This is a genomic window from Acinetobacter sp. DL27 (assembly GCF_055810995.1).
The window spans coordinates 3,188,435-3,212,836 of sequence record NZ_CM147947.1 but is presented as its reverse complement, the minus strand read 5'-3'; the positions used below and the strand labels follow the sequence as shown (position 1 = coordinate 3,212,836).

Genomic DNA, 24,402 nt, shown 5'->3' with positions numbered 1-24,402 from the left:
AAAATGGGGCATAAAATTAAGTGCGATCAGAAAAATTAAGTAACCTACTACTGTGAACTTTGTTGCATAGCAGTAGGTTATTTAACCTTGTTTACGATATTGAGTTTGAGTTATCAGGATCATCCGATTTTTTATTACGGATAGTATCCTTTTCTTCTTTCAATGGCCGAGTTCTGGGAAATTTAAAATATCCAGTTGGATGGACAATAATTTTTCCAGATTTATGGCGATAAGATTTACAAAACACGAAGTCTTGATTTTCGGTAGGCATTGTTAGCCCTCCTATTTTGGCGGCTCGTTTTTCAGGGCGCATACCAAAATAAGCGGGTAAATCTTGAGATTTACGGGCCTAAATGTTAGAATGGGGTTCTGACAGCCAGATCTAACATGAGGTATGCGTAGGGCTTAGAGCCATATGCCTTTCCTGTGTGAAAATCTATCAAGCCGACTCTACCCAATAGAGTCGGCTTTTTAATTTACGAAACCATCTCAATAGTCTCCATTGAATCTAGGTCAAAATAATATAGTTTTTTAAAGTCATCTTCATATAAGTCAAATAATTGAGATAACTCACTAATGACAGATGCTGATGTTTTTTTTGCATCTATTGCGTAGTCAAAAAGCATTGAAGCTACTCTATATGTCGCTTCTCGATCCAATTCATTTGGTTCAACTTTACGATAACCACGCATAGCCATTTGCCGCCATAAATTGGCACTTTGACTTGAAGTTATAGTTCCTAACTCTGACGCCCTATAGATTAAGGCCGCCATTGAGGTTTTCCATTCCTTTTTAAGTCTTAGATAATGAGCTAAATTGGTTGAAACTAATTGATCAATAATTTTTTCTTCTGGCATTAAGAATTCGGCAGCAAAGTCATTTGCTTCTTTTTCCATAAACTCAGATGGCTCTTCATGGAGGACCAAATGCCCAAGCTCATGTGCTAATGTGAAGCGTATTCTATCATTTGGCTGGTTTGCATTTAGAAATACGCATGGAGACACACCATGCATTTTTAAGGATACGCCATCAACATTATTATCTTTAAAGTCGCATAAAAAGACTAAAACCCCGGCATCTTCCACAGTGGCAGTTAGGTTTTCAAGAGGTTCATTTCCTAACGCCCACAATGATCTAAGCTTTTTAGCCGCTTCTTGAGGAGTGTTTACATCTAGGCCAATTTTAAAAGTTGGTAAGGAGTTTTTTCTTTTTGGCACATTTGTGAATAATTCTAATGTTTGTACATGGCCCATTTTTAACATCATTTCAGCATTCATGCGGCTCAATGCTTTAGCTGTGGTAGAGCTTTTTTTTCTGTATGCATGCAAACTAATTGGCAGTGCATTTAGCTTTTCAATATGTTCGAAAAATCGTATAGGGAAATGTAGGGCATTGGATAGATTATGGATAACTTCATCGGAGGGTTTTAAGTCCCCACTTTCAATTTTAGATAATGAAGCCTGAGTAATAGACTGTCCCATTTCAGCAATTAGTTCAGTTTGACTAAGACCACGAAAGTTTCGTGCAATACTAAGCATGTCAGGATTGAAATGAGTCATATTCACCTCCAAGATCATTGACTTACAGATCAAGTTAATCGAATGATAACTGAACAAAAAACCTTATGCAAATTTTTCTTCAAATTATTCCTAAATTGTTTCTTTTTTACCTTACATTGCTTTATGTAGTGGTCATTTTGGTTTTTAGCACAACATATAGTGTTTTTGATTTTATCTTCTATTTGAAAGATTTTAATTTCACTATAGAATTTTATGTCAAAATTTGAGCATTAAAATATTTGGGTAAAGATAGAGGATGATCAGTGTTCTTATAAGGGGCAGTTTGACTTTCGATTATTTAGAAAATGTATTTTTATTAAATATTTGACCATTTGGAGGGAATTCTAAAGTGATTTATTCTTGCTAAAATTAGGTTTAAGGACGATTGTTTCCTTTTCTCCCAGAGTGTAATTAAATAAAGGATTTAAAATGAAAATGAACTTGAATAAGGATGGAAAAAAACGTATTCACTTTATAATTAGAGAGCTTGATAAGACTCAGAATGAAGTAAATAAAATTTCAGCTTCAGTTCAGATAGACGAGGATGATCAATATCAGCGTATTAATAGAGCATATTTTCAGTTGTTCCAAACGCATTATCTTTCCTTTAAATTACTTATGAAAGAAGATCATTTTTCCTCCGCTGTCGTCGTAGCTCGTACGATGCTAGAAATATATGTTAGGTGTTTTTATTTAGAGTTTATAGAACAGCCTAAAGGGACAGATGTTGAAATGTTAATTACTCAACCAAAAGACTTTGCTAGTTTTTTTCAGATGAGTACAGCTTTAGATAATTTTGAAGACCCAGACAATGGAGATTTTCATAAACACTTCAAGCAATTCACAAAGCAAGGTAAAGCTTTGTACGAGAAGTATTCAACTTTCACACATGGTCGTGGTGAGCTACTGAATGTGCTATTTAAAGGTAAACAACCTGTCTGTGCCTATGAGGATATTGAAAGTATATTGCTGACCCTTAATGGCATGTTACAGGTGTTTGCAATGCAATTTCTACATATGAATGCTAATGAGGCATTGAAAAAAAGATTGCTTGATAGAATGCTTAAAACTGAAGAAACTTTTCTTAATCATGGTATAGGCCAACCAGACTATTATTCTAATTTAACCTCTTGGTGAACTAAATAGGAAATGAGAGAACAACAGTGCAAAACTGTTTTTCTCTCAATATACTATCGCTTCCATTTTCTAAGTCGCATAGTTGTTTGGAATGTCGCATAGTTGTTTGTAAATGACACCCGCCACCGACTAAGGCAACCGCAGAAGCTGTATGGTGCGGTGCACGAAATGGCCGCTGTCCAAAAGGATGTTGATGATTGGCCACCGAGTAAATACTCGCCACTTCCAAATTCTCTTGCGTGTTCAAGGGTGGGAGAATACTGGCTAAACGTGAAGCCAATAGGGTTTTCCCTGTCCCTGGCGGTCCTTTAAACAGTAAAGAATGACCACCTGCTGCCGCAATCTCTAAGGCGCGTCTTGGACGCAGTTGACCTTTAACATCGGCCAAATCAAATTTGTAGTGCTGTGAGGCTTTTAGCGCCGTGGGTTGAAACTGTTGGATGAGATGGTTTTGCGACAGATGCTCACAGACTTGTTTTAAATGTTGCGCTGCAAATACTTGAAAATTGGGCAGTTGAGAGGCTTCTTGCGCATTGGCCTCAGGTAAAATCAGTTGATGTCCAGCTTGCTGGCAGGCAATCGCAATACTTAAAGTACCTGAAATTGGTCGCAGTTGCCCATCAAGTGCCAACTCACCTATAAATTCAAAATTGTCAGTCCCTTGCTCAGGGAGCTGACCAGAGGCAATTAAAATACCCAGTGCAATAGGCAAATCCAGTCGTGAGCTGTCTTTGGGCAGATCTGCGGGCGCAAGGTTGATAGTGAGGCGTTTAGTCGGAAACTGAAAGCCACTATTGATAATGGCGGAGCGTACCCGATCTTTACTTTCCCGAACGGCTGCTTCAGGAAGCCCCACAATGGTTAAAGAGGGTAGTCCTTGGCTCAGATGAACTTCAACTTCAACCGAAGGTGCGTGTAAACCGAGCAAAGCTCGAGTGTAAATTTTGGCAAAAGACATCTTTTGTTCCATTATAGTGCATTATTTTAATTCGTTATGCGTCTTTTGTTGCACCAAACAAGTGCTCATTTTTTGTTCTGAATGCGTAACTCTAAAGCTTCTACTTGTTTTAATAAGTCATTTAAACGCAAATTGGCATTATTCAGTGCAGTACGTTGACGCTCAATTTCATCTTTGGAAACCAAATCCATCTTGGTCACCGCTTCATTCAGCAGTGCGCGTAAATTATGTTCTAAGTCTTGTCTAGGTTGTTCGACTTGTTCCAGTATGGCTTGTAATAAAGTTTCAATCATTTCTATATCCAACAGTTGGAGAAGTGACAGCAGTGTACCATTGCTGCTTCTGACTCTATAGCCTTTCAGATGAAATATGATTTCATCGATTGTAAAAAAATCATAAATCTTCGACTAAAAAACCTGAATTTTGAAGCTCAAAACGCATTTAAATGTATAGAATAGGGTATAAAGAAAACTCATGTCAGACTTTCTTTTCCCCCCAACCTAAGAATTTTTGGCATGAAATTTGAACATAAAACCTTACTGGTGAAATAAGCCGAAGGAAAACAAACATGAAGCTCGTAACTGCAATTGTAAAACCGTTTAAATTGGATGATGTGCGTGAAGCACTGTCTGAAATTGGTGTTCAAGGGATCACGGTAACTGAAGTCAAAGGCTTTGGTCGTCAAAAAGGTCATACTGAACTTTATCGTGGCGCTGAATATGTTGTTGATTTCTTACCAAAAGTAAAAATCGAAATCGCGATCAGTGATGAAATGGTCGACGCGGTGATTGAGTCAATCACACGTGTGGCTAGTACAGGAAAAATTGGCGACGGTAAAATTTTCGTCACAAATTTAGAGCAAGTCATCCGTATCCGTACAGGTGAAACAGGTGCCGATGCCGTTTAATTTGGCATGAAGTTTGCTGAGTAACACATAACTCGCACAAATTAGGTTGGGGGATACGAATGAAAAAGATGCTATTCGCGCTGAGCTTATCTGGCGCACTTTTAGGTGGTTCTGTTGCTTGGGCTGAAGAAGCAGCAACAGCGCCAACTCCATCAGAACAAGTCACAGTGGTTGAAACAACGGATGTGGCTGCTCCAGCGGTACAAGCAGTTGAAGCCGTTGCTGCTCCAGTAGAAGCACCCGCACCTGCAGAAGAAGAACCAACATTAGATACAGGTGATACGGCGTGGATTTTAGTCTCCACAGCACTGGTTTTATTAATGACCATTCCAGGTTTAGCGTTATTCTACGGCGGTATGGTTCGTAAGAAAAACGTCTTAAGCACTATGGCACATAGCTTTGTTGCTGCGGCAGTGGTGAGTATTGCATGGGTCATCATTGGTTATACATTGGCCTTTGGTGAGGGCAATGCCTTTATCGGTGGCTTAGATAAGTTCATGCTGACTGGGATCACCACAGATGCACTCACAGGGACGATTCCTGAAGTTCTATTCGTTATTTTCCAAATGACCTTTGCCATCATTACAGTTGCCATTATTAGTGGTTCAATTGCAGAACGGATGAAATTCGGCGCATTTATCGCTTTCATCTCGATTTGGGTAGTCGTGGTCTATGCACCAATTACTCACTGGGTATGGGGCGGTGGTTGGTTAGCAAATGATGGCGCACTCGACTTTGCTGGCGGTACCGTTGTACACATCAACTCAGGTGTGGCGGGTTTGGTTGCTGCATATATGCTCGGCAAACGTATGGGCTTAGGCCGTGAATCAATGGCTCCACACAACTTGGCATTAACCGTTGTGGGTGCAAGCTTACTGTGGGTCGGCTGGTTTGGTTTCAATGGTGGTTCTGCATTGGGCGCAAACGGCTCAGCAGGTTATGCATTACTTGTGACTCAAGTAGCAGCAGCAGCAGCGGCAATCTCTTGGTTAATTACTGAAAAAGTTGCACGTGGTAAAGGTTCAGTACTTGGTGCTGCATCTGGTGCGGTTGCTGGTCTGGTAGTGATTACACCAGCAGCAGGGTTTGTGACTGTCGGCGGTGCGCTGGCGATGGGTTTAATCGGTGGTGTGGTGTGCTTCTGGGGTATCAGTGTCTTGAAACGTGCTTTAAAAGCCGATGACTCTTTAGATGCGTTTGGTTTACACGGTGTTGGTGGTATTGTCGGTGCAATCTTAACAGCATTCTTTGCAAGCGACTTCATCATGGGCGACAAAGCACCAAGTGATGTGATGCATCAACTTTGGGTTCAAGTTGAAGGGGTATTGGCAACGATCGCATACTCAGCAATATTAACCTTCATTATCTTAAAAGTGATTGATCTAGTGATTGGAATTCGCGTTGAATCTGATGATGAACGTATGGGCCTAGACTTGAGCCAACATGGCGAACGTGTGGACTAATCAATAGAATAATAAATAAACAGTATAATCAATATATTGTGTGAAACAGCCCGAAAGGGCTGTTTTTTTTCTATATCTAGCGTAAAACTCTACAAAACACCGAATTTTTGCTACACTCTAAAACCATTCAAATTTGTTCAATTTAACCACTATGCATTGTCCATTTTGCAACGCTGAAGACAGTAAAGTGATTGACTCACGTTTGGCCGCTGAAGGTTGTCAAATTCGTCGTCGTCGTGAATGTATTAGTTGTGGTGAACGATTCACAACCTTTGAAAGTTATGAAGTGGTCATGCCTCGTGTGATCAAGTCGGATGGCAAAAGTGAACCTTTTGATGAAGCAAAATTGCGTCGTTCCTTGATGCATGCTTTACAAAAACGTCCCGTGACGCAAGAGCAAATTGAAACCGTCTTGAGTGATATTCAGCTGCAAATCCGCCGTTTAGGTGAGCGAGATGTGAAATCACGCACCATTGGTGAAATTGTTATGCAATCTTTATTTTCGTTAGATCATGTTGCGTATGTGCGTTTTGCATCGGTCTATCAAGACTTTCAAGATGTCGACGCCTTTCGCCACCAAATTGAACAAATGCAACAACGTGAACATTAAGCGAGTTGGCATCCATGTCTGAATTACAGTCCAGTGCTTTACACGCCGACCAAGCTTGGATGAAACAAGCGATTGCTTTAGCACTGCAAGGTCAATACAGCACCAAGCCAAATCCAAATGTAGGCTGTGTCATTGTCAAAGATGGGCAGTTGCTGGGGATGGGTTATCACCCTCAAGCGGGTCAGCCACATGCAGAAGTTTTTGCGATGCGCGAAGCGGGCGAACAGACCCAAGGCGCAACGGCTTATGTCACTTTAGAACCTTGTGCACATTATGGGCGTACACCGCCGTGTGCCAAAGGTTTGGTCGAGGCAGGTGTGGCGCGTGTTGTGATTGCCTGTCCAGATCCCAACCCCTTGGTGGCCGGTAAAGGGGTACAAATTTTAAAAGAAGCAGGCATTGAGGTCGTTGTCGGTATTTGCCAAACCGAAGCGCATCAGTTGAATGCGGGCTTTTTAAAAGCCATGGCTACAGGTAGACCTTATGTGCGTTTAAAAGTTGCCTCTAGTTTAGATGGTCGAACGGCGATGGCTTCAGGTGAGTCAAAATGGATTACAGGCCCAGCTGCACGGTTGGATGTTCAGCATTTTCGTGCCATTTCTGGTGTCGTGATCACGGGCATTGAAACCGTATTGGCCGATGATCCTCAGCTCAATGTTAGACAGCTGCAGGGTGTTGCGGATCTGACAACGGTTGTACAACCGAAACGTCTGGTGTTAGACCGTCAAGGCCGCTTGCCTTTGACGGCCCAAATTTTACAGCAACCAGATACCGTGATGGTAATGGGGCCTTATCGTCAAGCATTGGCCGATTTAGGTGTGCTACAGTTTGCTGTACAACCTTTAGATCAGTTATTAAAGCAGTTGGTTCAATCACATCAAATTTACGATGTCATGGTTGAAGCGGGTGCAACGTTATCGACGGCTTTTTTACAAGAAAAGTTGGTCGATGAAATGATTAGTTATGTGGCACCGACCTTATTGGGTCAGTCTGCACGTGCAATGTTCAATGCTGAGTTTTCTCAGATGGCAGAGCAACTCCGCTTTAAGCTCATGGATGTCACACAATTGGGTGATGATGTGCGCTTAACGCTTATCCCTTCTCAAGAGTCATTATGAGTTCAGAGTCTACGGTTTATCATAAACGTCGTCACGCGGCACGTACCACCGATGAATATCTCTTTCATCAACTTGTTCCTTATTTGGGGAATAAGCGCCGTCTGTTGCATCTGATTTTAGAGGCGCTTGAGAGTACAGGGACTTTAAACCGTGCAGATGGTCGTGCGCCTATTTTTGCCGACTTCTTTGCGGGTTCGGGCGTGGTCTCGCGTTTGGCGCGTCAAAATGGTTATCGCGTGATTGCCAACGACTGGGAACCGTATAGCCATGCGCTGAACCATGCCATTTTGGCTTGTACCGAAGCGCCTGCATTTAAAGAGTTGGGTGGTTATCAAAAAGCCATTGATTATTTAAACCGCTTGCCTGAAGTTAAGGGCTGGGTAACGCATAATCTGTGTCCGCGAAATGATGAGATCTATGATCCAAGCCGAGATCGTTTGTTCTTCAAACGTCGCAACGGCATGCGTATCGATGCGATTCGTCAGCAAATTGCCACATGGCAGGCACAAGGTGCAATCGATGATGTGGAGATGTCTGCTTTATTGGCACCGCTGCTGTATTCTGCAAGTTTTGTCAGCAATACTTCCGGCGTCTTTAAAAGCTTCCACCACGGTTGGGGCGGTAAAACCCAAACAGCGCTAGAGCGGATTGAATCCTTGCTGTGGTTGACCCCAAGTCGCTTTAGTGAAGTGGGTGATAATAAGCAAAAGAACCCGATGGCTGAAATGTGGTGTGTCGATGCGCAGCATTTGGCCAACCAAATGAGTAGTTTTGAGGTCGATGTAGCCTATCTAGATCCACCCTATAACCAGCATGCTTACAGCAGTAACTATCATGTCTTAAATGCATTAACGCTATGGGATCAGGTGGATTTGCCGACACCAGACACCAAAGGTTTTAAAAGCGGAATTGACCGTGCGTGGCGCAAAGAGCGTCCGAGTCCTTATAACTCGTCAAAGTATGCTAAAGAAGCATACGAGAAATTACTGTCCACCATCAATGCACGTTACATTCTGACCAGTTATTCAACCGATGGTAATATTGAAGCGGGGGACTTGCTCAAAGCCAATTTGGAGCGAGGTCGCGTGACTTTATTAACGCAGGATGTACCGCGTTATCGCGTGAGTAAACAGCGTCAGTCTGAGCGTGCGCGTGTGTTAGAGTTTATTGTGATTACCGATACCCATGCCAAGTCAGGTCCGCCAATTCGTCAGCTACTGGGGCAGTTATACCATTATGCTGAATTGGGCGGGGTCGATACATCTGGGGTCACGACACAGTTGGCGCTGTGGTAAAAATATAGAGGTAGAAATCAGAAATGTTTACAGGGATCATTGAAAGTCTAGGCACAGTTGAAAGCGTACAAAATGTCGGTGGTGATGTGCGGTTGCGCATTGGTACGGATCTTGATATGTCAGATGTACATTTGGGTGACTCGATTGCCACCAATGGCATTTGCCTCACGGTGATTGACTGGGGTGAGCACTGGTATGCGGCCGATGTCTCACGTGAAAGTTTGAACCGAACCACATTAGCCCACTGGAAAGTTGGACAACGTGTTAATGTGGAAAAGGCGATGTTGCCCACCACACGTTTTGGTGGACACATTGTGTCAGGTCATGTCGATGCTGTGGGTGAAATCACCGTTGTGCGTGAAGATGCACGTTCGCTTTATTTTGAAGTGACTGCGCCAGCTGAGATTGCACGTTACTTGGCAGAAAAAGGCTCGATTACGGTCGATGGGATCAGTTTGACCATTAATCATTTGCGTGGGCGTATTTTAAGCCTCAATTTAATTCCGCATACGGCTGAACGAACCAACATTGGAACGTGGAAGGCAGGCAGTCAAGTGAACCTTGAAGTGGATGTGTTAGCACGCTACATTGAACGTCTGATGATGGGTGACAAAGCTGCGGAAACTCCCCCACAATCTAAAATTAGTTTAGACTTTTTGGCACAAAATGGTTTCTTGAAATAGAAAAATCGTTTAGATTGCAGCAAGAATAGACAAAAGATGAGCTCCCTATTTGCCCAAAATGAGGGAGTTTTTCTTTTGAAATGAATAGGTAAGCAATTGAGTATGATGAAAGATAGTACGCAGTTCATTGCACGGATCGGTGACAATGATTGATTTTTTTCTCCATCTAGAACAATTATTGCCCGTACTGCTTGCAGAATACGGCCTTTGGATTTATGCGATTCTTTTTCTGATTATTTTTGCAGAAACCGGTTTCGTTTTTATGTTCTTTTTGCCGGGTGACAGTTTACTGATTGCCATTGGTGCCCTATGTTCTAGCTCGGATTTAATCCATATCCACACCATGGGTATTTTGATGATGATTGCTGCGGTATTGGGTTATATCGTCAATTATTATACCGGTCAGAAGCTGGGCTTTAAATTTGCCCATCAGCATTCGCGTTGGCTGAAACCCGAATATATGATGAAGACCAATCAATATTTCTTAAAGCATGGTGGTAAAACCATTTTAGTGGCACGTTTTATTCCTTTTGTGCGTTCTTTCGCGCCTTTTGCTGCGGGCGCAGGGCATATGAGCTTGGGGACTTTTATGTGGTATAACGTGACCGGTGGCCTGATTTGGATTGGTAGTTTGTTGGCGATTGGTTATGGTGTGGGCAATACCTTATCGTTTATGGTTGATGTGTTGGTTTGAAATCGAGACAGACCACATCAGCCGAGCAAAACAAGGGTGCATAAAAAAACTCACCGAAGTGAGTTTGAGTGGAAGCCTAGGCCTGTTAAGCAGAATTGGACACCACTTCATCAGAAAAGTTTGAATTTTTTAAAATATAGTCAATTTCTTCTTGAGCCGCGGCTTGCAGCTTACTGCGGTAGCTGGCTATGGACTCTTCAATTAAGGTTTCCGCTTCAAGCTCTAAACGTAAACGGACACTTTCTAACTCTGACAAAATTTTTGAGTCATCAATGCCAAATTTACCTTTGGCATAGTCCAGAGCTTGTTCAGGCGTTTTCTCATAGCGTGCGGTGTAGCTCAAAATTTCTTGATCGACACTTTGACGCATCACATTTAAAGCTTGGGTTTGCTCATTGAACTGACGGATTTCATCTTTTTTGAGGCTCTCCGCATAAGCTTCCTGTGCTGCGCGTTTGTCTGCCAGTGATTTTTCTAACGCTTGTTGTTTACGAATCCGCGCTTCTTCAATCAGCTGTGCTTTCAGATCAGCATACGCTTGTTCAATTCGTTGGGTCGAGACAGCTTGAGCGCGTTGGTCTTGTTCAATCCAACTGTGCAAACCTGTTTCAGGTTTGAGTACATCGCAGACGCGACTCAGGTCATCAATAAAGGCCTGACGAACAGCATCAGGTACATTTAACCAGCGCTGTTTAAAATCTGGACCAACATTCAATGCCACTACGCATCTCCTTATTTAGACGGGGGAATCAATTAAAGCTTGAAGGTTCGAGCTTCAACCCCGAGACGTCTATATTGTTTAAATTTTTCACGACCTTGTTGTTTGGCCGATTCGTTATTTTCAATAATTTCTATAATGTGGCTAAATTTTTCGAACTGTTCAAGAGCTTGATCGTTAAAATTGAACACAATCCAGTCGGATTGCTCAGGCAGTTGGTCTGAGATACAAATGCGCGCATCGATTTGATCAATGCCATGCGGAATAAAGCTCGTGTCATCAAAACTCCACAAACGTTCATCCAATTGCTGTTGTAGTTCAGGGTCGCTTGCATACAGCCAGATTCGCTCTGGCTGACGCAAGATTTTACGACATAAACGACAAGCACTTTCGACTTGTCGTTCAGGACTTTGTTCAAATAGATAAAAGCTAATATTAGCCATTAGACTGCGCACGATGAGCTAAGAATTGCATCAATAGGGGTACTGGGCGACCGGTTGCCCCTTTATTGGCACCCGAGTTCCATGCTGTACCTGCGATGTCCAAATGCGCCCAGCGGTAATCACGGGTGAAACGTTGTAAGAAGCACGCTGCAGTTACGGCACCAGCTTTAGGCCCGCCAATGTTGGCAATATCGGCAAATGGAGAGTCTAACTGTTCTTGATAGTCATCAATCACAGGCATGCGCCAGACGCGGTCAAAGCTATTTTGACCTGCTTCAGATAGTTCGGCCGCAAGTTTGTCATCTGGGGTAAACATACCTGTTAAGACTGAACCGAGTGCCACGACACAGGCGCCCGTTAAGGTTGCAATATCAATGACCAGTTCAGGGTTAAAGCGTTTTACATAGGTCAATGTGTCGCACAGCACCAAACGACCTTCTGCATCGGTATTTAAAATTTCAACGGTTTGACCGCTCATGGTGCTCACGATGTCACCTGGACGCGTAGCCTTACCTGACGGCATATTTTCAGCTGCCGCAATCGTACCTACGACATGAATGGCTAAACGTGATTCACACAGGGCACGGAGCGTCCCTAGAACCGATGCTGCACCACACATGTCGTATTTCATTTCATCCATACCAGCACCCGGCTTCAATGAAATGCCACCTGTATCAAAGGTGATTCCTTTACCGACCAAGACCACTGGGGCTTCAGTACGTTCAGCTTGATACTCAAGGGTAATAATACGGCCTGGGCGGTCTGAACCTTTGCTCACCGCAAGGAAGGAATGCATGCCCAGATCAGCCATTTGCTGCTCATCAAGGACATTAACACGGAGTAGGTCAGGATATTGGGCTGCCAGTTCTAAGGCTTGCTCTGCCAAATATTCAGGGAAGCAGATATTGCCCGGACGGTTGCCTAAGTCACGTGCAAAGCTTTGACCTGACTGCACAGCTTCAATCAGTTTAAGTTGTGCAGCATTCAGCGGCGACTCAGCGGCAATCAGGCTGATCTGTTCAAGCGCGTTGTCGGCTTTTTTCGATTTGAATTCATCAAAAGCATATGCCGCTTGCGTCAAACTGAGGGCAAATAAATAATGGAGTTCAGCTGGAAGAGCTGAAAGGTCAAGACTGATGTGTTTGAATTTTTTTTGTGAAGCTTTGATAATGGTTTGAGCAATTTTCACCAGCTTTGCTGCTTGTAATTCAGCGGCTTTACCCACCCCGATCAAGGCTGCATTGGGGCTTGCTGGAATTTGACCAATGAGGCTCAAAGTTTCATTAAATGCGGCTTTAAACTGAGTCGCTTCAATTAAGTTGTTTAAATCATTAATTTGATAAGCATTTGCAAGGTGTTGCGTGTTTTCAGAATCTACTAATATCAACAAAAATTGGCTAGACGTATTCTCTGTGAATGACGTATTAATAGAGAGTTTCATAAGTTTTATTTAAGCCTTATAAAGTTTGAAAATGATTAAACCACTGAAACATTAACATGAATAGAGTTGCAAAGTGCAACAAGAGTACAGGTTTTATATTTTCACTATTCGGGTAAACTAGCGCTAGTTTTTATTCACCTATTTTTGGAAGAATTAATTTGATTATTCGGCGTTATCTGGTCAAACAAGTGGTGTCGACATCCTTGGTTGTGATCGCCTTATTGACCTTGATCATGATGGGCGGTCGTTTGATCAAGTATTTTGGCGTAGCCGCGCAGGGTCGCTTAGATGCAGGTATTTTATTTAGCATTATTGGCTATCGTTTGCCTGAATTTTTAACGCTGATTCTTCCTCTAGGCTTTTTTATTGGACTGATGCTGGTTTTTGGTCGTCTGTATGTCGATCATGAAATGGCAGTACTCAATGGCAGTGGCGTCAGTCGTAACCAATTGGGGCGACTGCTGATTCCTATGACCGTGGTGTTTCTTGCTGTTCAAGCCGTGCTGATGCTTTGGATGGCGCCGTGGGGTGTGCGTCAGTTTGAGCAGCTCACCACCAGTCAGGCGGTGCGTACTGGTTTTGATTTGGTTCGACCCAAAGAGTTTATTTCATCGGGGCCTTATACCATTTATGCGGGTGACTTATCCGAAGACCGTAAGAACCTCAAAGATATCTTCTTCTATCAACGCGCTGAAGCAGAAGGTAAGCCTGATGTGATGATTTTGGCCAAAGAAGCCACGCGGGTTGAAATTGAAAATGATCCCGCCAATGTGGTGGATTTGGTGCAAGGTCGCCGTTATGAAATTTATCCGGGACAGCCGCGTTATAGCCAAGCCGAGTTTCAGTCTTATCGCCTACGTTTAGAAAATGATAAAGAAGCGAAGTTTGAAAGTGCCGATGTTGAAGCACTGTCCACCATGAAACTTTGGGATAATCGTCATGATCCTGTCGTGGCGAGTGAGTTGGGCTGGCGTATTTTTGTACCGTTTGCCATTGTAGTGGCGTTGCTTCTCGCTGTGGCTTTATCTGAAGTGAGTCCGCGCCAAGGCCGTTACTTAAAGCTGTTCCCTGCATTGCTTATTTTTGCCAGTTTAATCGTGGCGCTGATGGCCATTAAAACCCGAGTCAGTAAAGAAGAAATGGGGATTTGGGCTTATCCAATGATCTTGGTGATCTATGCGATAGCAGCGGCTTTGTTTTCGCGTAAACAAAAGCTGGCCCCGAAAATTAAGAAAACATTACAACGAGCGGGGTCTTAATCATGTTCGCACGTCGTATAGTCGCAAAACATGTGACCAAAACCACCGCGATGGCGATGCTGGGTGCTACCGCTATTTTATCGGTCTTGCAAATTCTGTTTACCTATTTGGGTGAGCTAGGCTCCCTTAAAGAAGGTTATGGTGCTTGGGATGCTTTACGTTATGTACTGTGGGGAGCACCGCAATATCTCTATGAGATTCTACCGATTGCCGCGTTAATTGGCTCGGTATTGGGCCTCGGCACTTTGGCTTCAAACAGTGAGCTGATTGTGATGCGCTCGGTGGGGGTGAGTCTTTGGCGGATTGTTGGTTGGGTGATTCGTTCGGCTTTAATTTTGGTGGTACTGTCATTCGCTTTAAGTGAATGGGTGATTCCTTATACCAATGAGCAAGCCAAAGGTGTGAAAAGCCATCGAACTGCGGCTGAACTTGGTGAAGTACGTGGTTACTGGACACGAGAAGGGCAGCGTTTTATTTATGTCGATTATGCCAACTCTCAAGGTCAGCTGAAAAATGTGCAAGTGGTCGACTTTGACAATAATGCTCGTTTGAAAGGCGTTTTAAATGCTGAGCAAGGTCAGTTTGTGCAAGATGGTCATTGGATTTTAGAAAATACGGCCCAAGTTGATTTGCTGCCGACAGGCAACGCTACGGCACAAAAGGCCGCTAAAACGCCTTTGGCACTGGCACTGCAACCGAAATATGTGCACATGGTGACGATTGATCCTGAAGACCTTTCACCGAGTCAATTGGTCAGTTTCATGAGCTATATGCATGAATACAGCCAAGTACCAAAAACTTATCAGTTGGCTTTTTGGCAGAAAGTGGCGTCTCCATTTGCCTTGATTGCTTTAGTGTTGATTGCTTGTTCCTTTATTTTTGGCCCACTGCGCCAACAATCGATGGGCTTTCGTTTGGTGATTGCACTGTTTACAGGCCTAGGTTTCTTTTACCTACAAGACTTCTTGGGTTATGCAAGTTTGGTGTATTCGCCTTCACCCGCATGGTTTGTTTTTGTGCCGATTTTACTGATGTTTGTCGCAGGTGGTTATTTGTTACAACGTGCACGATAACTGTACGATATTGAAGAAAACAATGCGGATGATGGTGTTAAACCATCATGCCTGCATAGAGTCTTGACCGAAAATTCGGTAAGATAGAGCGATGAATTTGTAGACAAAAAAGAGTGCTTATTATGGCGGATGCAACTGCTGGCAAAATCCCTCACGTACTGGTCATTATGGATGGTGTGGGACACCGTGAAGCGATTGAAGACAATGCTTTTTTAGCAGCAAATCGACCGAATTTAACAGCGATTGAAGCAAAGCATCCGCATAGCTTAATTTCAGGTTCTGGTGAAGACGTGGGTCTGCCAGATGGCCAAATGGGCAACTCTGAAGTGGGCCACATGAACTTGGGTGCAGGGCGTGTGCTCTATCAAGACTTTACCCGAATCACCAAAGACATTCGTACGGGTGCTTTTTTCGAACATGAAGTTTTGGTTGATGCCGTTGAAAAAGCCAAAGCAGCGGGTGGTGCGTTGCACATCATGGGGCTATTGTCTGAAGGTGGGGTGCATTCACACGAAGATCATATTGTTGCCATGGCTGAACTTGCGTTAAAACGCGGTGCAACCGTGTATCTCCATGCTTTCTTAGATGGTCGTGATACCCCGCCACGCAGTGCACAGCCTTCTTTAGAAAAATTAGATGCATTGTTTGCTCAATATCCAAATCAAGGTCGTATTGTGAGTCTGATTGGTCGTTATTTTGCGATGGATCGAGATAACCGTTGGGACCGTGTGGAACAAGCCTATCGTTTACTCACAGAGTCTGAAGCAACACGTACTGCAGCTACAGCAGTTGAAGGTTTAGCATTGGCTTATGCCGCAGACGAATCTGATGAATTTGTCAAAGCAACACGCATTGGCGATGCCGTGAAAGTTCAAGATGGTGACAGCATCGTCTTTATGAATTTCCGTGCGGATCGTGCGCGTGAAATTACCAAAGCGTTTGTTGAAAAAGATTTTGCAGGCTTTGAGCGTAAAGTTGTACCAAACTTATCTAAGTTTGTGATGTTGACACGCTACCAAGCCAGTATTGATGCACCTGTGGCGTATATGCCTGAAGCATTAAAAAACTCGATTGGTGAATATCTTTCAGGCCTTGGTAAAACCCAATTACGTATTGCTGAAACTGAGAAATATGCACATGTGACATTCTTCTTCAGTGGTGGTCGTGAAGATGAATACCCAGGTGAAAAACGTATTTTGATTCCATCACCGAATGTGGCTACTTATGACCTCAAGCCAGAAATGAGCGCCTATGAAGTAACCGATGAATTGGTGGCTGCGATTAACTCAGGTGAGTTTGATCTATTGGTGGTGAACTATGCCAATGGCGATATGGTGGGTCATACGGGCGTGTTTAATGCTGCAGTGAAAGCAGTGGAAGCTGTTGATTTATGCTTAGGCCGTGTCTATGAAGCGGTGATGGCACAAAAAGGCCATATGTTAATTACGGCTGACCATGGTAATGTTGAACAAATGCAGGATTATCACAGTGGTCAGGTGCATACCCAGCATACGACAGAATTGGTGCCTTTTATCTATGTTGGCCCAACTCAAGCAACCATTGCTGAGGGTGGCGTACTGGCCGATGTCGCACCAACCTTGTTAAGCTTGATGCATCTTCCTGTTCCAGCAGACATGCAAGGTCGTAACTTAATTACATTAGACGTATAAATCAATTTGGGTGGGTAAATGGCAAAAGCATCGTGGACTTCAATAGGTGTAGTGATTGCTTTAGGTCTGAGTCTGATCCACCCGATGGGGGCTGTTGCAAAAACAGCGGCAGCACCCGCTTTTGATGATGAATTGGAACAAGGTTATGTTGAGGTTCCGATTGAATCCATTCAACAATTTGTGCAAATCTACGGTTTAGTCAAAGACAATTATGTGGCTGAACGCAGTGATGAGGCATTGTTCCAACAAGCCATTAAAGGCTTGGTTAGTGGTTTAGACCGCTATTCGCGCTATTTATCTCCTCAAGAATATAAGCAACTGGTGCAATATACTGAAGGGGATTTGGCTTCAGTCGATTTCGGTTTAAGCTTTGATACTCGTTTACAGCAATGGCAAATTCGTGGATTAAAACCTGACTCAGATTCTAGCAAACTGGGCTTAAGAAATGCTGATGCCGTTTTTAAAATAGATGATCAAGAATTACGTAAGCTCAATCAGTCACAGGTCAATGATTTACTCAGTGGGGCGATTGGCAGTACCGTCAGTCTACAATTAAAAACCAACGCCACACCAATCAATGTGGTCAGAACTCGAAAAGTTGAAACCGATATTCAGGCGCAATTGTTGAATAACCAAGTTTTGGTGCTTAAGGTGCGTGTGTTTCAGCAGGACACGGCCAATGAAATTCAGCAATTGATAGAAGAGCATCAGTCTTCGCGTTTAAAAGCGGTCTTGATTGACCTTAGAAATAATCCCGGAGGACTGTTGTCTGCTGCAGTTGAATCTGCCGATTTATTTTTAAACCAAGGCGTGATTGTTTCGACTAAAAGTCGTTCCGAGGGCGATCAGCAGTTTCAGGCCTTACCTAGCCTCGAGTTTCAAAATTTAAAAGTGGGCATTTTGATTAATGACCGTTCTGCATCGGCCGCTGAAGTGTTTACCGCTGCGTTGAAGGAGCATGGACGGGCGTGGGTGATGGGTGAAAAAAGTTATGGTAAAGGCGTGGTGCAAAAACTGTTTCCGCTTTCCAATGGTGCCGCCTTACAAATGACCGTGTCACACTATTACACCCCAAGTGGACAAATGATTGAGGGGGTGGGGATTGCACCGAATCAAGTGTATCCGATGCCACATGAACTCAAAGACGAAAGCTATGTTGAACATGTGGCAGAGATTCTAATTAACCGTCGTTAAGCCTTTAAACGGAATCGTCTTCGCCATCTAGCCCGAATTTCTTCAAGCGATAACGTAAAGAACGGAAAGACATACCGAGCTTTTTAGCTGCTAGTGTTCTGTTCCAATGAGTGAGATTGAGCGCATTCATCAAAATTTCTTTTTCAATTTTTTCTAAATACAGCTCTAACCCCTCTTCGGGCAATTTACACGAAGGCACATGACTGAGTTGATCATTGCCAACAGTACCTTGTTGCGTGGCATTGGTATAGTTGGTCTGAGCAATCGGTCGCAGTGGGGCTGTTTGCAAGTGTGGTAAGTCGATACTGCTTTCATCACTTAAGGTGATAGCACGTTCCATCATATTGCGTAGTTCACGCACATTACCTGGATAATATTGGGCCAATAAAAACTCACGTGCACGTTCACTCAGTGGTTTGACTGGGATGTCCCATTCTTGGCAAATTTTGTGAATGAAATGTTGCGCCAAAAGAATAATGTCACTGCCACGCTCACGTAGAGCTGGCAGTACAATGTCCATGACATGGATGCGGAAGTATAAATCCTGACGGAACTTGCCTTGTTGCACCAGTGCTTCTAAGTCTTGATGACTGGCACTAATCACACGGAAATCGACATCAATTTCGGTGTCACTCCCAATTGGGCGAATGCGTTTTTCTTGTACCGCACGTAGTAGTTTCACCTGCATAGTGAGCGGTAACTCGGCAATTTCATCTAAAAATAAACTGCCGCCATGTGCAGATAGAATCAGCCCTTGTTTGTCTTGAGTCGCCCCTGTAAAGCTACCTTTACGGTGCCCAAACAATTCACTTTCCATCAGTTCAGTCGGTATGGCACCGCAGTTAATGGCAATAAATGGCCCTTCATTACGGTTGCTCAGGCGATGTACCAGATTAGCCACCACTTCTTTGCCGGTCCCCGATTCACCAGTAATAAAGACAGGGGCTTGCGAGCGTGCAATTTTCTTTAAGGTGATGCGTAGCTGCTGAATAGGAAGGGACTGACCAATCAGCAGACGATGTTCAAGCGTATCTTCTTGGATATGCAGCTGACTGATGGGTTGATTAAAAGCTTTTTGTAAAAGTTGCTCTAAATGTTTTTGGTTGATCGGTTTGCTGACAAAATCAAAAGCACCAGCTTTCAGTGCTGCAATCGCAATATCCATATTGCCGTAAGCAGTCAGTACTGCAACAGGCAAATTAGGATGATTTTGAGCAATAAAATCGACCAAGCTCAGTCCATTACCATCGGGTAAATTAAGATCGGTTAGACAGGCATCGTATTGATGCGTTTTCAGGGCTTGAACCGCCTCTTGTAAACGATAGGCAATATGAGTATCAATCCCCATCCGACTTAAAGACATTTGCATTAGTGTACATAAGTCTTGTTCGTCATCCACCAATAAAACAAGTGGTTTTTTTTCCACGGTTAACCCCAAAAATTACACGTCATTGTTTATACGGGGGCATTCAATCCGAAAGCATGCCCCTATTTTTTGTTCTACATAGTATAGCTTAGCTTGGTTGGCTTCGCAGAAACTATGGGATAAATATAATCCTAACCCAGTTCCATTGATGGAGGTACTAAAAAACGGTTCAAACAGGGTACTTTGATCCTGTTTGGTGACCCCGTCTCCAAAATCGCAAACCTCAATGTGAACAAGGTTTTTATAGCTATAGACGCGAATTTGAATATGTTCAGCTTCCGTTGCATTATGCCGGATGGCATTTCGAATCAGGTTGATCAGCACTTGTCTCAGTTGTTGTTCATCAAACTGAATCTGAGTTTGATCGGAAATGCGGTAATCAATTTGATCTTTGACATCGGGCAAATCTTCAACGATAAAATCTTCTAAAAAAGCGGCGACATCAATTAAGGTCGGATAGGTTTCTTTACTGCGTGCCATGCTCAGTGTATCGCCAATAATTTTATCAATCCTTGAGGCTTGTTTGGCAATCATGTTATGCAACAGTTCTTGTTGTGGGTCATTGACTTGCATTAATTCATTGGCTTGCGTGATGGCTGCTAGTGGGTTGCGAATTTCATGTGCAATGCTCGCAGAAAGTTGACCCAGTGCAGCCAGCTTGAGTTGTTGTACACGTTGATTAATTTTTTGTGCATCTTGCAGGACTAATAAAGTCAGTGTCTGATTCGGGACTTGTAGTTTTTGAATTTCGATCTGAATTTGAAAGCGGCTCAGTTGAGATGTAAATTGGAATTTTTCTCCATTCTTCAGCTGGTCGAATTTGAGGAGTTCAAATAAATCAGGCTGTGCCTTATATAAAGGATATTTGTCATAGGCATAAATTGGGGAGATGCCCAATAATGTACATGCGGCAGGATTAATGAGTACCATATGGCAGTTTTCATCGAGCACCAAATAGCCGAGCTCGGTTTGCTCTAAAATATAACGGTTAATGTTTTGTAGTTGGTCCAGTTCTTGGGATTGATAGAAGTTCAAATTTTCAAGCACTTGAAAACGTCGGACTGCAATTTGTCCAGACCCATAAACTACAAAGAACAAAAAGGCGAGCACGGCGCTGTTGCCAATGGTATTCAGTGAACTAATTGAAAATAGCGTTCCAATAAAATGTTGATAAACCAGTGTAATTACAGCAATCAAGGTAATGATGAGCGCTTTTTGTTTATCGACCAATACACAAGAGGCAAAGATCGTGATCACAAACAATAAACTTAACTGTAAGTTCGGACCATCGGTTGCGAAAGTGAGTAAACTGAGGCTAATGACATCGACAATAAACAACAAGGTGAGCTGAAGTGATATGCGCTTGCGCACATGCTTGAGGCTCAATAGCTGAAAGGCACTGATAAAAATAAAGCCAATCAGGACAGAACGATACAATACTGGATATTGATAATTCGAAAACAACTGCTCATAGGTCAGCAGATAAACCAACAACAAACAACAACCAATAAACAGTCGATAAGACGCATACCAAACACCTAAACGGTATTGATTTAACTGAATATTGGTTGAGTATTGCAGCATGCGGGTGTTAGTCAGCTTGCATCAGGGTTTGATTAAGCCATAACGAATAGCAAGGTGAGTCAGCTTAACATCACTGTCAATGTTGAGCTTTTCAAAAATTCGGTAACGGTAAGTATTGACCGTTTTTACGCTCACAAAAAGCTTGTCAGAAATTTCCTGTGCACTAATGCAATTCACGACCATCATCGCCACCTGCATTTCACGTTCAGACAGAGCATCAAAAGGCGAGGTTTGTGTATCCGATAGATAAGAACTAGCCAGTTGTTCAGCAATATCAGCGCTGAAATATTTGCCGCCTTGCATCACTTTATTAATGGCGCGTACCATTTCGGTCACAGGTGCACCTTTGGTAATGTAGCCTTTGGCGCCAGCTTTGAGTAACAGGGAAGGATAAGGTTCTTCAGCTAGACCACTGACCGCCAGTACTTTGGTTTCGGGTGCGGTTTGTAGTAAGCGGCGTGTGGTTTCAACTCCACCAATACCTGGCATGTTGACATCTAATAGAACCACATTTGGGTGATGTTGACGGACGAGGTTAATTGCTTCTTCACCAGATTCAGCTTGGCCAATAACTTGAACATCGGCATGGTCCTCGAGCATTCGACAAATCCCTGTACGTACTAACTCATGGTCATCTACCACTAAAACTGTGATCACCTAGCTCTTCCTCACTATAAAAACCATATTTTTTGTTACATAAAGCAAAATAAGCTTGCAATGAAACGACAAAATTAGCAATCCTATTCTTAGGCTTATTTGAAAAGATATGCACGCTGTCGACGTCAATGCTGTTCGCATTGTGTACAAATGTAAGGCATATTGGCGTGAATACGCAAATGTATCTTATGGGTTATGAAGTTGAGTGAAGAAAAGTGAAAAAATCAAATAAATTTTTAATGCATCTATTGGGATGGTCGATTGCAACGACGGTCAGTACCCATAGCTTTGCAGACTTGGTGATGAACCCGGGCTCGGGCCCTAGCCAAGCAAGCATGAGCTGGTCTGCAGCAGATGCAGAACAGTTTCTGAATGATGATCTCATGGAAGATCCTGAAGAGTACGCTCCTCAGGGTTCAACAAAAGTCACCACTAGTATTCGCAGTTCCAATGGTGTGGTGACGAACAACAGTACCTCAAAAACGGTACAAATTTTCGATACCTCGAAATATTCCAACCAACCCAGTGTGAATGCTCGTGCAGCACTGGTGATGGATGGCAATACAGGTGAAGTGCTGTACAGTAAAAACAGTAATACCGCGCTGCCAATTGCTTCGATTACTAAGCTGATGACGGCGGTGGTGATTTCAGATGCGCGTTTAAATATGTCTGAAAACATTACTTTACAGCAAGCGGACTTTTCCTGTTCGGGTTGTAAAAGTTCAAGCTCGTCACTGCGTGCAGGGGACAGTATGAACCGTGCAGAAGCATTGTTATTTGCATTAATGAAGTCAGAAAACCCAGCAGCATCAGCGCTTGCACGGACGTATCCGGGTGGTCGCTCAGCCTTTGTTTCGGCGATGAATGCCAAAGCAAAATCCTTGGGTATGACTTCAACCCATTATATGGAATCTACAGGTTTACATCCAGGTAATGTCGCTTCAGCACGTGACTTGGGTATTTTAGTCAATGCCGCATCACAATATGGTCTGATTCGTCAGTTCTCAACCACAGCAAGCTATGATTTTAACTTGGGTTACCGCGTCTTAAAATCAAATAATACCAATGCCTTAGTTCGTAACGGTGGCTGGAATATTAATATTTCAAAAACAGGTTTCATTAATGAAGCCGGTCGTTGTGTGGTGATGCATACCACTTTAAATAACCGTCCAGCAGTAGTGGTATTATTGGGCGCGGACTCCTCTGCAGCACGTACCAATGATGCAACGCGCCTAATGAACTGGGCAAGCCAATTACCAAAACGTATTTAACCCGACTTTGTTTTTGTTCACTCAACAACAAAAATTGAGTCATAAAAAAGCCCTGCATATGCAGGGCTTTTTTGTCTTCTCTCAATTACATGTTTGAAAGAATTGAATCGCGAACTTGTTCTAAAGTTGCATCGATTGACAGCATGACCGCATCAGAACACTGTTTGATCGCAGTATCTGGGTCTTTTAGACCATTACCTGTCACGGTACAGACAATCACAGAACCTTCTGCAATTTTACCGGCTTTGATGTCACGGATTGCGCCGCCAATAGATGCTGCAGAAGCAGGTTCTACAAAGACACCTTCATACATTGAAAGTAAACGCTGTGCTTCTAAAATTTCTGCATCAGTCAGTTCATCAAACCAACCTTGAGAGTCACGAACCACTGCTTTCGCATGGTTCCAGCTTTGTGGGTTACCAATACGAATTGCTGTTGCAACTGTTTCAGGGTTTTCAACGGGTGCACCACGTAAGAAAGGTGCAGCACCTGCTGCTTGGTAACCAACCATAGTTGGTAAGCCTTCAGGTTTTGGACCTGTGAATTGATCTGTTTCAGCATTGTAAATCACTTGCTCAAATTGATCTGCAGGTTGATTGGCAACTGCTTCGGTATAACCCATCCAGTGTGCAGTAATGTTTCCTGCGTTACCTACTGGTAGGCAGTGGTAATCTGGTGCACGACCTAACTCATCGACGATTTCATAAGCAATGGTTTTTTGACCTTGCAAACGGTATGGGTTGATTGAGTTTACGATGGTCACTGGGGCTTTGTCGGCAATTTCTTTAACCAGACGCATGCCGTCATCAAAGTTACCGCGGATTTGCATGGTGATGGCACCATACATCATTGCTTGCGCCATTTTACCCATGGCAATTTTGCCTTCTGGGATTAAAACGAATGCTTTGATGCCAGCACGCGCTGCATAAGCCGCAGCAGCAGCTGATGTATTACCTGTAGAGGCACAAATAATCGCTTTTGAGCCTTCTTCAACGGCTTTAGTAACCGCCATGGTCATACCACGGTCTTTAAATGAACCAGTCGGGTTTAAGCCCTCGTACTTCACATAAATTTCAACATTTTTGCCAATTAAACGTGGAATGTTCTCGAGTTTAATCAGTGGCGTATTACCTTCACCCAAAGAAATAGCGCGAGTAGTTGCAGACACTGGTAAACGGTCGCGATAACGGTCAACTAAACCAGTATAACGATTGGCATTCGACATGATGATGTTCCAATTGT

Annotated in this window: 23 protein-coding genes and 1 pseudogene; 13 read left to right on the top strand and 11 right to left on the bottom strand. The window is 43.3% G+C overall.

Annotation, left to right across the window (positions count from 1 at the left end; all coding sequences use genetic code 11):
* Positions 1-91 precede the first annotated feature (91 nt).
* Both AC0KVP_RS15470 and AC0KVP_RS15465 read right to left on the bottom strand, forming a co-directional pair.
* Complete coding sequence (locus tag AC0KVP_RS15470; protein WP_001141891.1) at positions 92-271, bottom strand: hypothetical protein; 180 nt, start codon at positions 269-271, stop codon at positions 92-94.
* A gap of 205 nt (positions 272-476) precedes the next feature.
* On the bottom strand, positions 477-1,559 hold the full coding sequence (locus tag AC0KVP_RS15465) for a helix-turn-helix domain-containing protein (RefSeq protein WP_023187979.1): 1,083 nt from the start codon (positions 1,557-1,559) through the stop codon (positions 477-479).
* A 429-nt stretch (positions 1,560-1,988) separates the two neighbouring features.
* Here AC0KVP_RS15465 and AC0KVP_RS15460 point away from each other — a divergent pair, with 429 nt between their 5' ends.
* Positions 1,989-2,696 (top strand): hypothetical protein, encoded by a 708-nt coding sequence (locus AC0KVP_RS15460; RefSeq protein ID WP_023187978.1) that lies wholly within the window; start codon positions 1,989-1,991, stop codon positions 2,694-2,696.
* 112 nt (positions 2,697-2,808) lie between these two features.
* Here the strand turns inward: AC0KVP_RS15460 and AC0KVP_RS15455 are convergent.
* Positions 2,809-3,654 (bottom strand): annotated as a pseudogene (locus AC0KVP_RS15455) (YifB family Mg chelatase-like AAA ATPase); the annotation flags it as partial.
* Between the two features lie 65 nt (positions 3,655-3,719).
* Complete coding sequence (locus tag AC0KVP_RS15450; RefSeq protein WP_419271762.1) at positions 3,720-3,947, bottom strand: accessory factor UbiK family protein; 228 nt, start codon at positions 3,945-3,947, stop codon at positions 3,720-3,722.
* A 275-nt stretch (positions 3,948-4,222) separates the two neighbouring features.
* Between AC0KVP_RS15450 and glnK the strand changes: the two genes are divergently transcribed.
* From glnK to AC0KVP_RS15415, 7 genes are all read left to right on the top strand, one after another.
* Positions 4,223-4,561, top strand: coding sequence for a P-II family nitrogen regulator (gene glnK, locus AC0KVP_RS15445; RefSeq protein ID WP_004281042.1), 339 nt, complete (start codon positions 4,223-4,225; stop codon positions 4,559-4,561).
* A 59-nt stretch (positions 4,562-4,620) separates the two neighbouring features.
* Positions 4,621-6,024 (top strand): ammonium transporter, encoded by a 1,404-nt coding sequence (locus AC0KVP_RS15440; RefSeq protein ID WP_473337762.1) that lies wholly within the window; start codon positions 4,621-4,623, stop codon positions 6,022-6,024.
* A gap of 151 nt (positions 6,025-6,175) precedes the next feature.
* On the top strand, positions 6,176-6,634 hold the full coding sequence (gene nrdR / locus AC0KVP_RS15435; protein ID WP_004692852.1) for a transcriptional regulator NrdR: 459 nt from the start codon (positions 6,176-6,178) through the stop codon (positions 6,632-6,634).
* Positions 6,635-6,648: 14 nt separating this feature from the next.
* Complete coding sequence (gene ribD / locus AC0KVP_RS15430) at positions 6,649-7,752, top strand: bifunctional diaminohydroxyphosphoribosylaminopyrimidine deaminase/5-amino-6-(5-phosphoribosylamino)uracil reductase RibD (protein WP_473337760.1); 1,104 nt, start codon at positions 6,649-6,651, stop codon at positions 7,750-7,752.
* Entirely contained in the window at positions 7,749-9,047 is a 1,299-nt protein-coding gene (locus AC0KVP_RS15425; protein WP_004692850.1) for a DNA adenine methylase, read from the top strand. Before ribD ends, AC0KVP_RS15425 begins: the two co-directional genes overlap by 4 nt.
* A gap of 23 nt (positions 9,048-9,070) precedes the next feature.
* Positions 9,071-9,730: a riboflavin synthase gene (locus AC0KVP_RS15420; protein WP_010325687.1), complete on the top strand. Its 660-nt coding sequence runs from the start codon at positions 9,071-9,073 to the stop codon at positions 9,728-9,730.
* Positions 9,731-9,875: 145 nt separating this feature from the next.
* Positions 9,876-10,424, top strand: coding sequence for a VTT domain-containing protein (locus AC0KVP_RS15415; protein WP_473337757.1), 549 nt, complete (start codon positions 9,876-9,878; stop codon positions 10,422-10,424).
* Between the two features lie 85 nt (positions 10,425-10,509).
* On the opposite strand, the gene blhA is transcribed toward AC0KVP_RS15415, so the two are convergent.
* The 3 genes from blhA to AC0KVP_RS15400 are packed head-to-tail and all read right to left on the bottom strand — an operon-like array spanning position 10,510 to position 13,026.
* Positions 10,510-11,145 (bottom strand): cell division protein BlhA, encoded by a 636-nt coding sequence (gene blhA, locus AC0KVP_RS15410; protein WP_473337754.1) that lies wholly within the window; start codon positions 11,143-11,145, stop codon positions 10,510-10,512.
* Between the two features lie 32 nt (positions 11,146-11,177).
* A complete protein-coding gene (locus tag AC0KVP_RS15405) occupies positions 11,178-11,585 on the bottom strand; it encodes a DNA polymerase III subunit chi (protein ID WP_183174695.1) in 408 nt (135 codons plus the stop codon).
* Positions 11,578-13,026, bottom strand: a complete 1,449-nt coding sequence (locus tag AC0KVP_RS15400) for a leucyl aminopeptidase (RefSeq protein ID WP_224467701.1) — start codon at positions 13,024-13,026, stop codon at positions 11,578-11,580. The genes AC0KVP_RS15405 and AC0KVP_RS15400 overlap by 8 nt, the downstream gene beginning before the upstream one ends.
* A 158-nt stretch (positions 13,027-13,184) precedes the next feature.
* Between AC0KVP_RS15400 and lptF the strand changes: the two genes are divergently transcribed.
* The 4 genes from lptF to AC0KVP_RS15380 all read left to right on the top strand — a co-directional run bounded on the left by lptF (position 13,185) and on the right by AC0KVP_RS15380 (position 18,222).
* Positions 13,185-14,285 (top strand): LPS export ABC transporter permease LptF, encoded by a 1,101-nt coding sequence (gene lptF, locus AC0KVP_RS15395; protein WP_004978580.1) that lies wholly within the window; start codon positions 13,185-13,187, stop codon positions 14,283-14,285.
* 2 nt (positions 14,286-14,287) lie between these two features.
* Positions 14,288-15,358, top strand: coding sequence for an LPS export ABC transporter permease LptG (gene lptG / locus AC0KVP_RS15390; RefSeq protein WP_218289288.1), 1,071 nt, complete (start codon positions 14,288-14,290; stop codon positions 15,356-15,358).
* A gap of 122 nt (positions 15,359-15,480) precedes the next feature.
* Positions 15,481-17,028 (top strand): 2,3-bisphosphoglycerate-independent phosphoglycerate mutase, encoded by a 1,548-nt coding sequence (gene gpmI / locus AC0KVP_RS15385; protein WP_218289287.1) that lies wholly within the window; start codon positions 15,481-15,483, stop codon positions 17,026-17,028.
* Between the two features lie 18 nt (positions 17,029-17,046).
* Entirely contained in the window at positions 17,047-18,222 is a 1,176-nt protein-coding gene (locus AC0KVP_RS15380) for a S41 family peptidase (RefSeq protein ID WP_473337748.1), read from the top strand.
* A 4-nt stretch (positions 18,223-18,226) separates the two neighbouring features.
* Here AC0KVP_RS15380 and AC0KVP_RS15375 read toward each other — a convergent pair whose 3' ends face one another.
* The 3 genes from AC0KVP_RS15375 to gacA form a co-directional block, all read right to left on the bottom strand.
* On the bottom strand, positions 18,227-19,591 hold the full coding sequence (locus AC0KVP_RS15375) for a sigma-54-dependent transcriptional regulator (RefSeq protein ID WP_473340560.1): 1,365 nt from the start codon (positions 19,589-19,591) through the stop codon (positions 18,227-18,229).
* Positions 19,592-19,663: 72 nt separating this feature from the next.
* On the bottom strand, positions 19,664-21,232 hold the full coding sequence (locus AC0KVP_RS15370; protein WP_473337746.1) for a sensor histidine kinase: 1,569 nt from the start codon (positions 21,230-21,232) through the stop codon (positions 19,664-19,666).
* A 21-nt stretch (positions 21,233-21,253) separates the two neighbouring features.
* Positions 21,254-21,889, bottom strand: a complete 636-nt coding sequence (gacA, locus tag AC0KVP_RS15365) for a response regulator transcription factor GacA (protein WP_004692836.1) — start codon at positions 21,887-21,889, stop codon at positions 21,254-21,256.
* Between the two features lie 215 nt (positions 21,890-22,104).
* Here gacA and AC0KVP_RS15360 point away from each other — a divergent pair, with 215 nt between their 5' ends.
* The gene (locus AC0KVP_RS15360) at positions 22,105-23,160 is read left to right on the top strand and encodes a serine hydrolase (protein WP_473337745.1); all 1,056 of its coding nucleotides are present in this window, start codon (positions 22,105-22,107) and stop codon (positions 23,158-23,160) included.
* An 85-nt stretch (positions 23,161-23,245) separates the two neighbouring features.
* Here the strand turns inward: AC0KVP_RS15360 and thrC are convergent, their stop codons facing one another.
* Positions 23,246-24,385: a threonine synthase gene (gene thrC / locus AC0KVP_RS15355; protein WP_058868731.1), complete on the bottom strand. Its 1,140-nt coding sequence runs from the start codon at positions 24,383-24,385 to the stop codon at positions 23,246-23,248.
* Positions 24,386-24,402: the final 17 nt, after the last annotated feature.

Excerpts from the sequence above, each read along its gene's own strand:
- AC0KVP_RS15425 (WP_004692850.1), top strand. The coding sequence starts at position 7,749 with ATGAGTTCAGAGTCTACGGTTTATCATAAACGTCGTCACGCGGCACGT.
- AC0KVP_RS15400 (WP_224467701.1), bottom strand. The coding sequence starts at position 13,026 with ATGAAACTCTCTATTAATACGTCATTCACAGAGAATACGTCTAGCCAA.
- ribD (WP_473337760.1), top strand. The coding sequence starts at position 6,649 with ATGTCTGAATTACAGTCCAGTGCTTTACACGCCGACCAAGCTTGGATG.
- AC0KVP_RS15415 (WP_473337757.1), top strand. The coding sequence starts at position 9,876 with ATGATTGATTTTTTTCTCCATCTAGAACAATTATTGCCCGTACTGCTT.
- thrC (WP_058868731.1), bottom strand. The coding sequence starts at position 24,385 with ATGTCGAATGCCAATCGTTATACTGGTTTAGTTGACCGTTATCGCGAC.
- AC0KVP_RS15470 (WP_001141891.1), bottom strand. The coding sequence starts at position 271 with ATGCCTACCGAAAATCAAGACTTCGTGTTTTGTAAATCTTATCGCCAT.
- AC0KVP_RS15450 (WP_419271762.1), bottom strand. The coding sequence starts at position 3,947 with ATGATTGAAACTTTATTACAAGCCATACTGGAACAAGTCGAACAACCT.
- glnK (WP_004281042.1), top strand. The coding sequence starts at position 4,223 with ATGAAGCTCGTAACTGCAATTGTAAAACCGTTTAAATTGGATGATGTG.
- AC0KVP_RS15405 (WP_183174695.1), bottom strand. The coding sequence starts at position 11,585 with ATGGCTAATATTAGCTTTTATCTATTTGAACAAAGTCCTGAACGACAA.
- AC0KVP_RS15380 (WP_473337748.1), top strand. The coding sequence starts at position 17,047 with ATGGCAAAAGCATCGTGGACTTCAATAGGTGTAGTGATTGCTTTAGGT.
- AC0KVP_RS15465 (WP_023187979.1), bottom strand. The coding sequence starts at position 1,559 with ATGACTCATTTCAATCCTGACATGCTTAGTATTGCACGAAACTTTCGT.
- lptG (WP_218289288.1), top strand. The coding sequence starts at position 14,288 with ATGTTCGCACGTCGTATAGTCGCAAAACATGTGACCAAAACCACCGCG.
- AC0KVP_RS15460 (WP_023187978.1), top strand. The coding sequence starts at position 1,989 with ATGAAAATGAACTTGAATAAGGATGGAAAAAAACGTATTCACTTTATA.
- AC0KVP_RS15375 (WP_473340560.1), bottom strand. The coding sequence starts at position 19,591 with ATGCAAATGTCTTTAAGTCGGATGGGGATTGATACTCATATTGCCTAT.
- AC0KVP_RS15420 (WP_010325687.1), top strand. The coding sequence starts at position 9,071 with ATGTTTACAGGGATCATTGAAAGTCTAGGCACAGTTGAAAGCGTACAA.
- nrdR (WP_004692852.1), top strand. The coding sequence starts at position 6,176 with ATGCATTGTCCATTTTGCAACGCTGAAGACAGTAAAGTGATTGACTCA.
- gpmI (WP_218289287.1), top strand. The coding sequence starts at position 15,481 with ATGGCGGATGCAACTGCTGGCAAAATCCCTCACGTACTGGTCATTATG.
- AC0KVP_RS15440 (WP_473337762.1), top strand. The coding sequence starts at position 4,621 with ATGAAAAAGATGCTATTCGCGCTGAGCTTATCTGGCGCACTTTTAGGT.
- AC0KVP_RS15370 (WP_473337746.1), bottom strand. The coding sequence starts at position 21,232 with ATGCTGCAATACTCAACCAATATTCAGTTAAATCAATACCGTTTAGGT.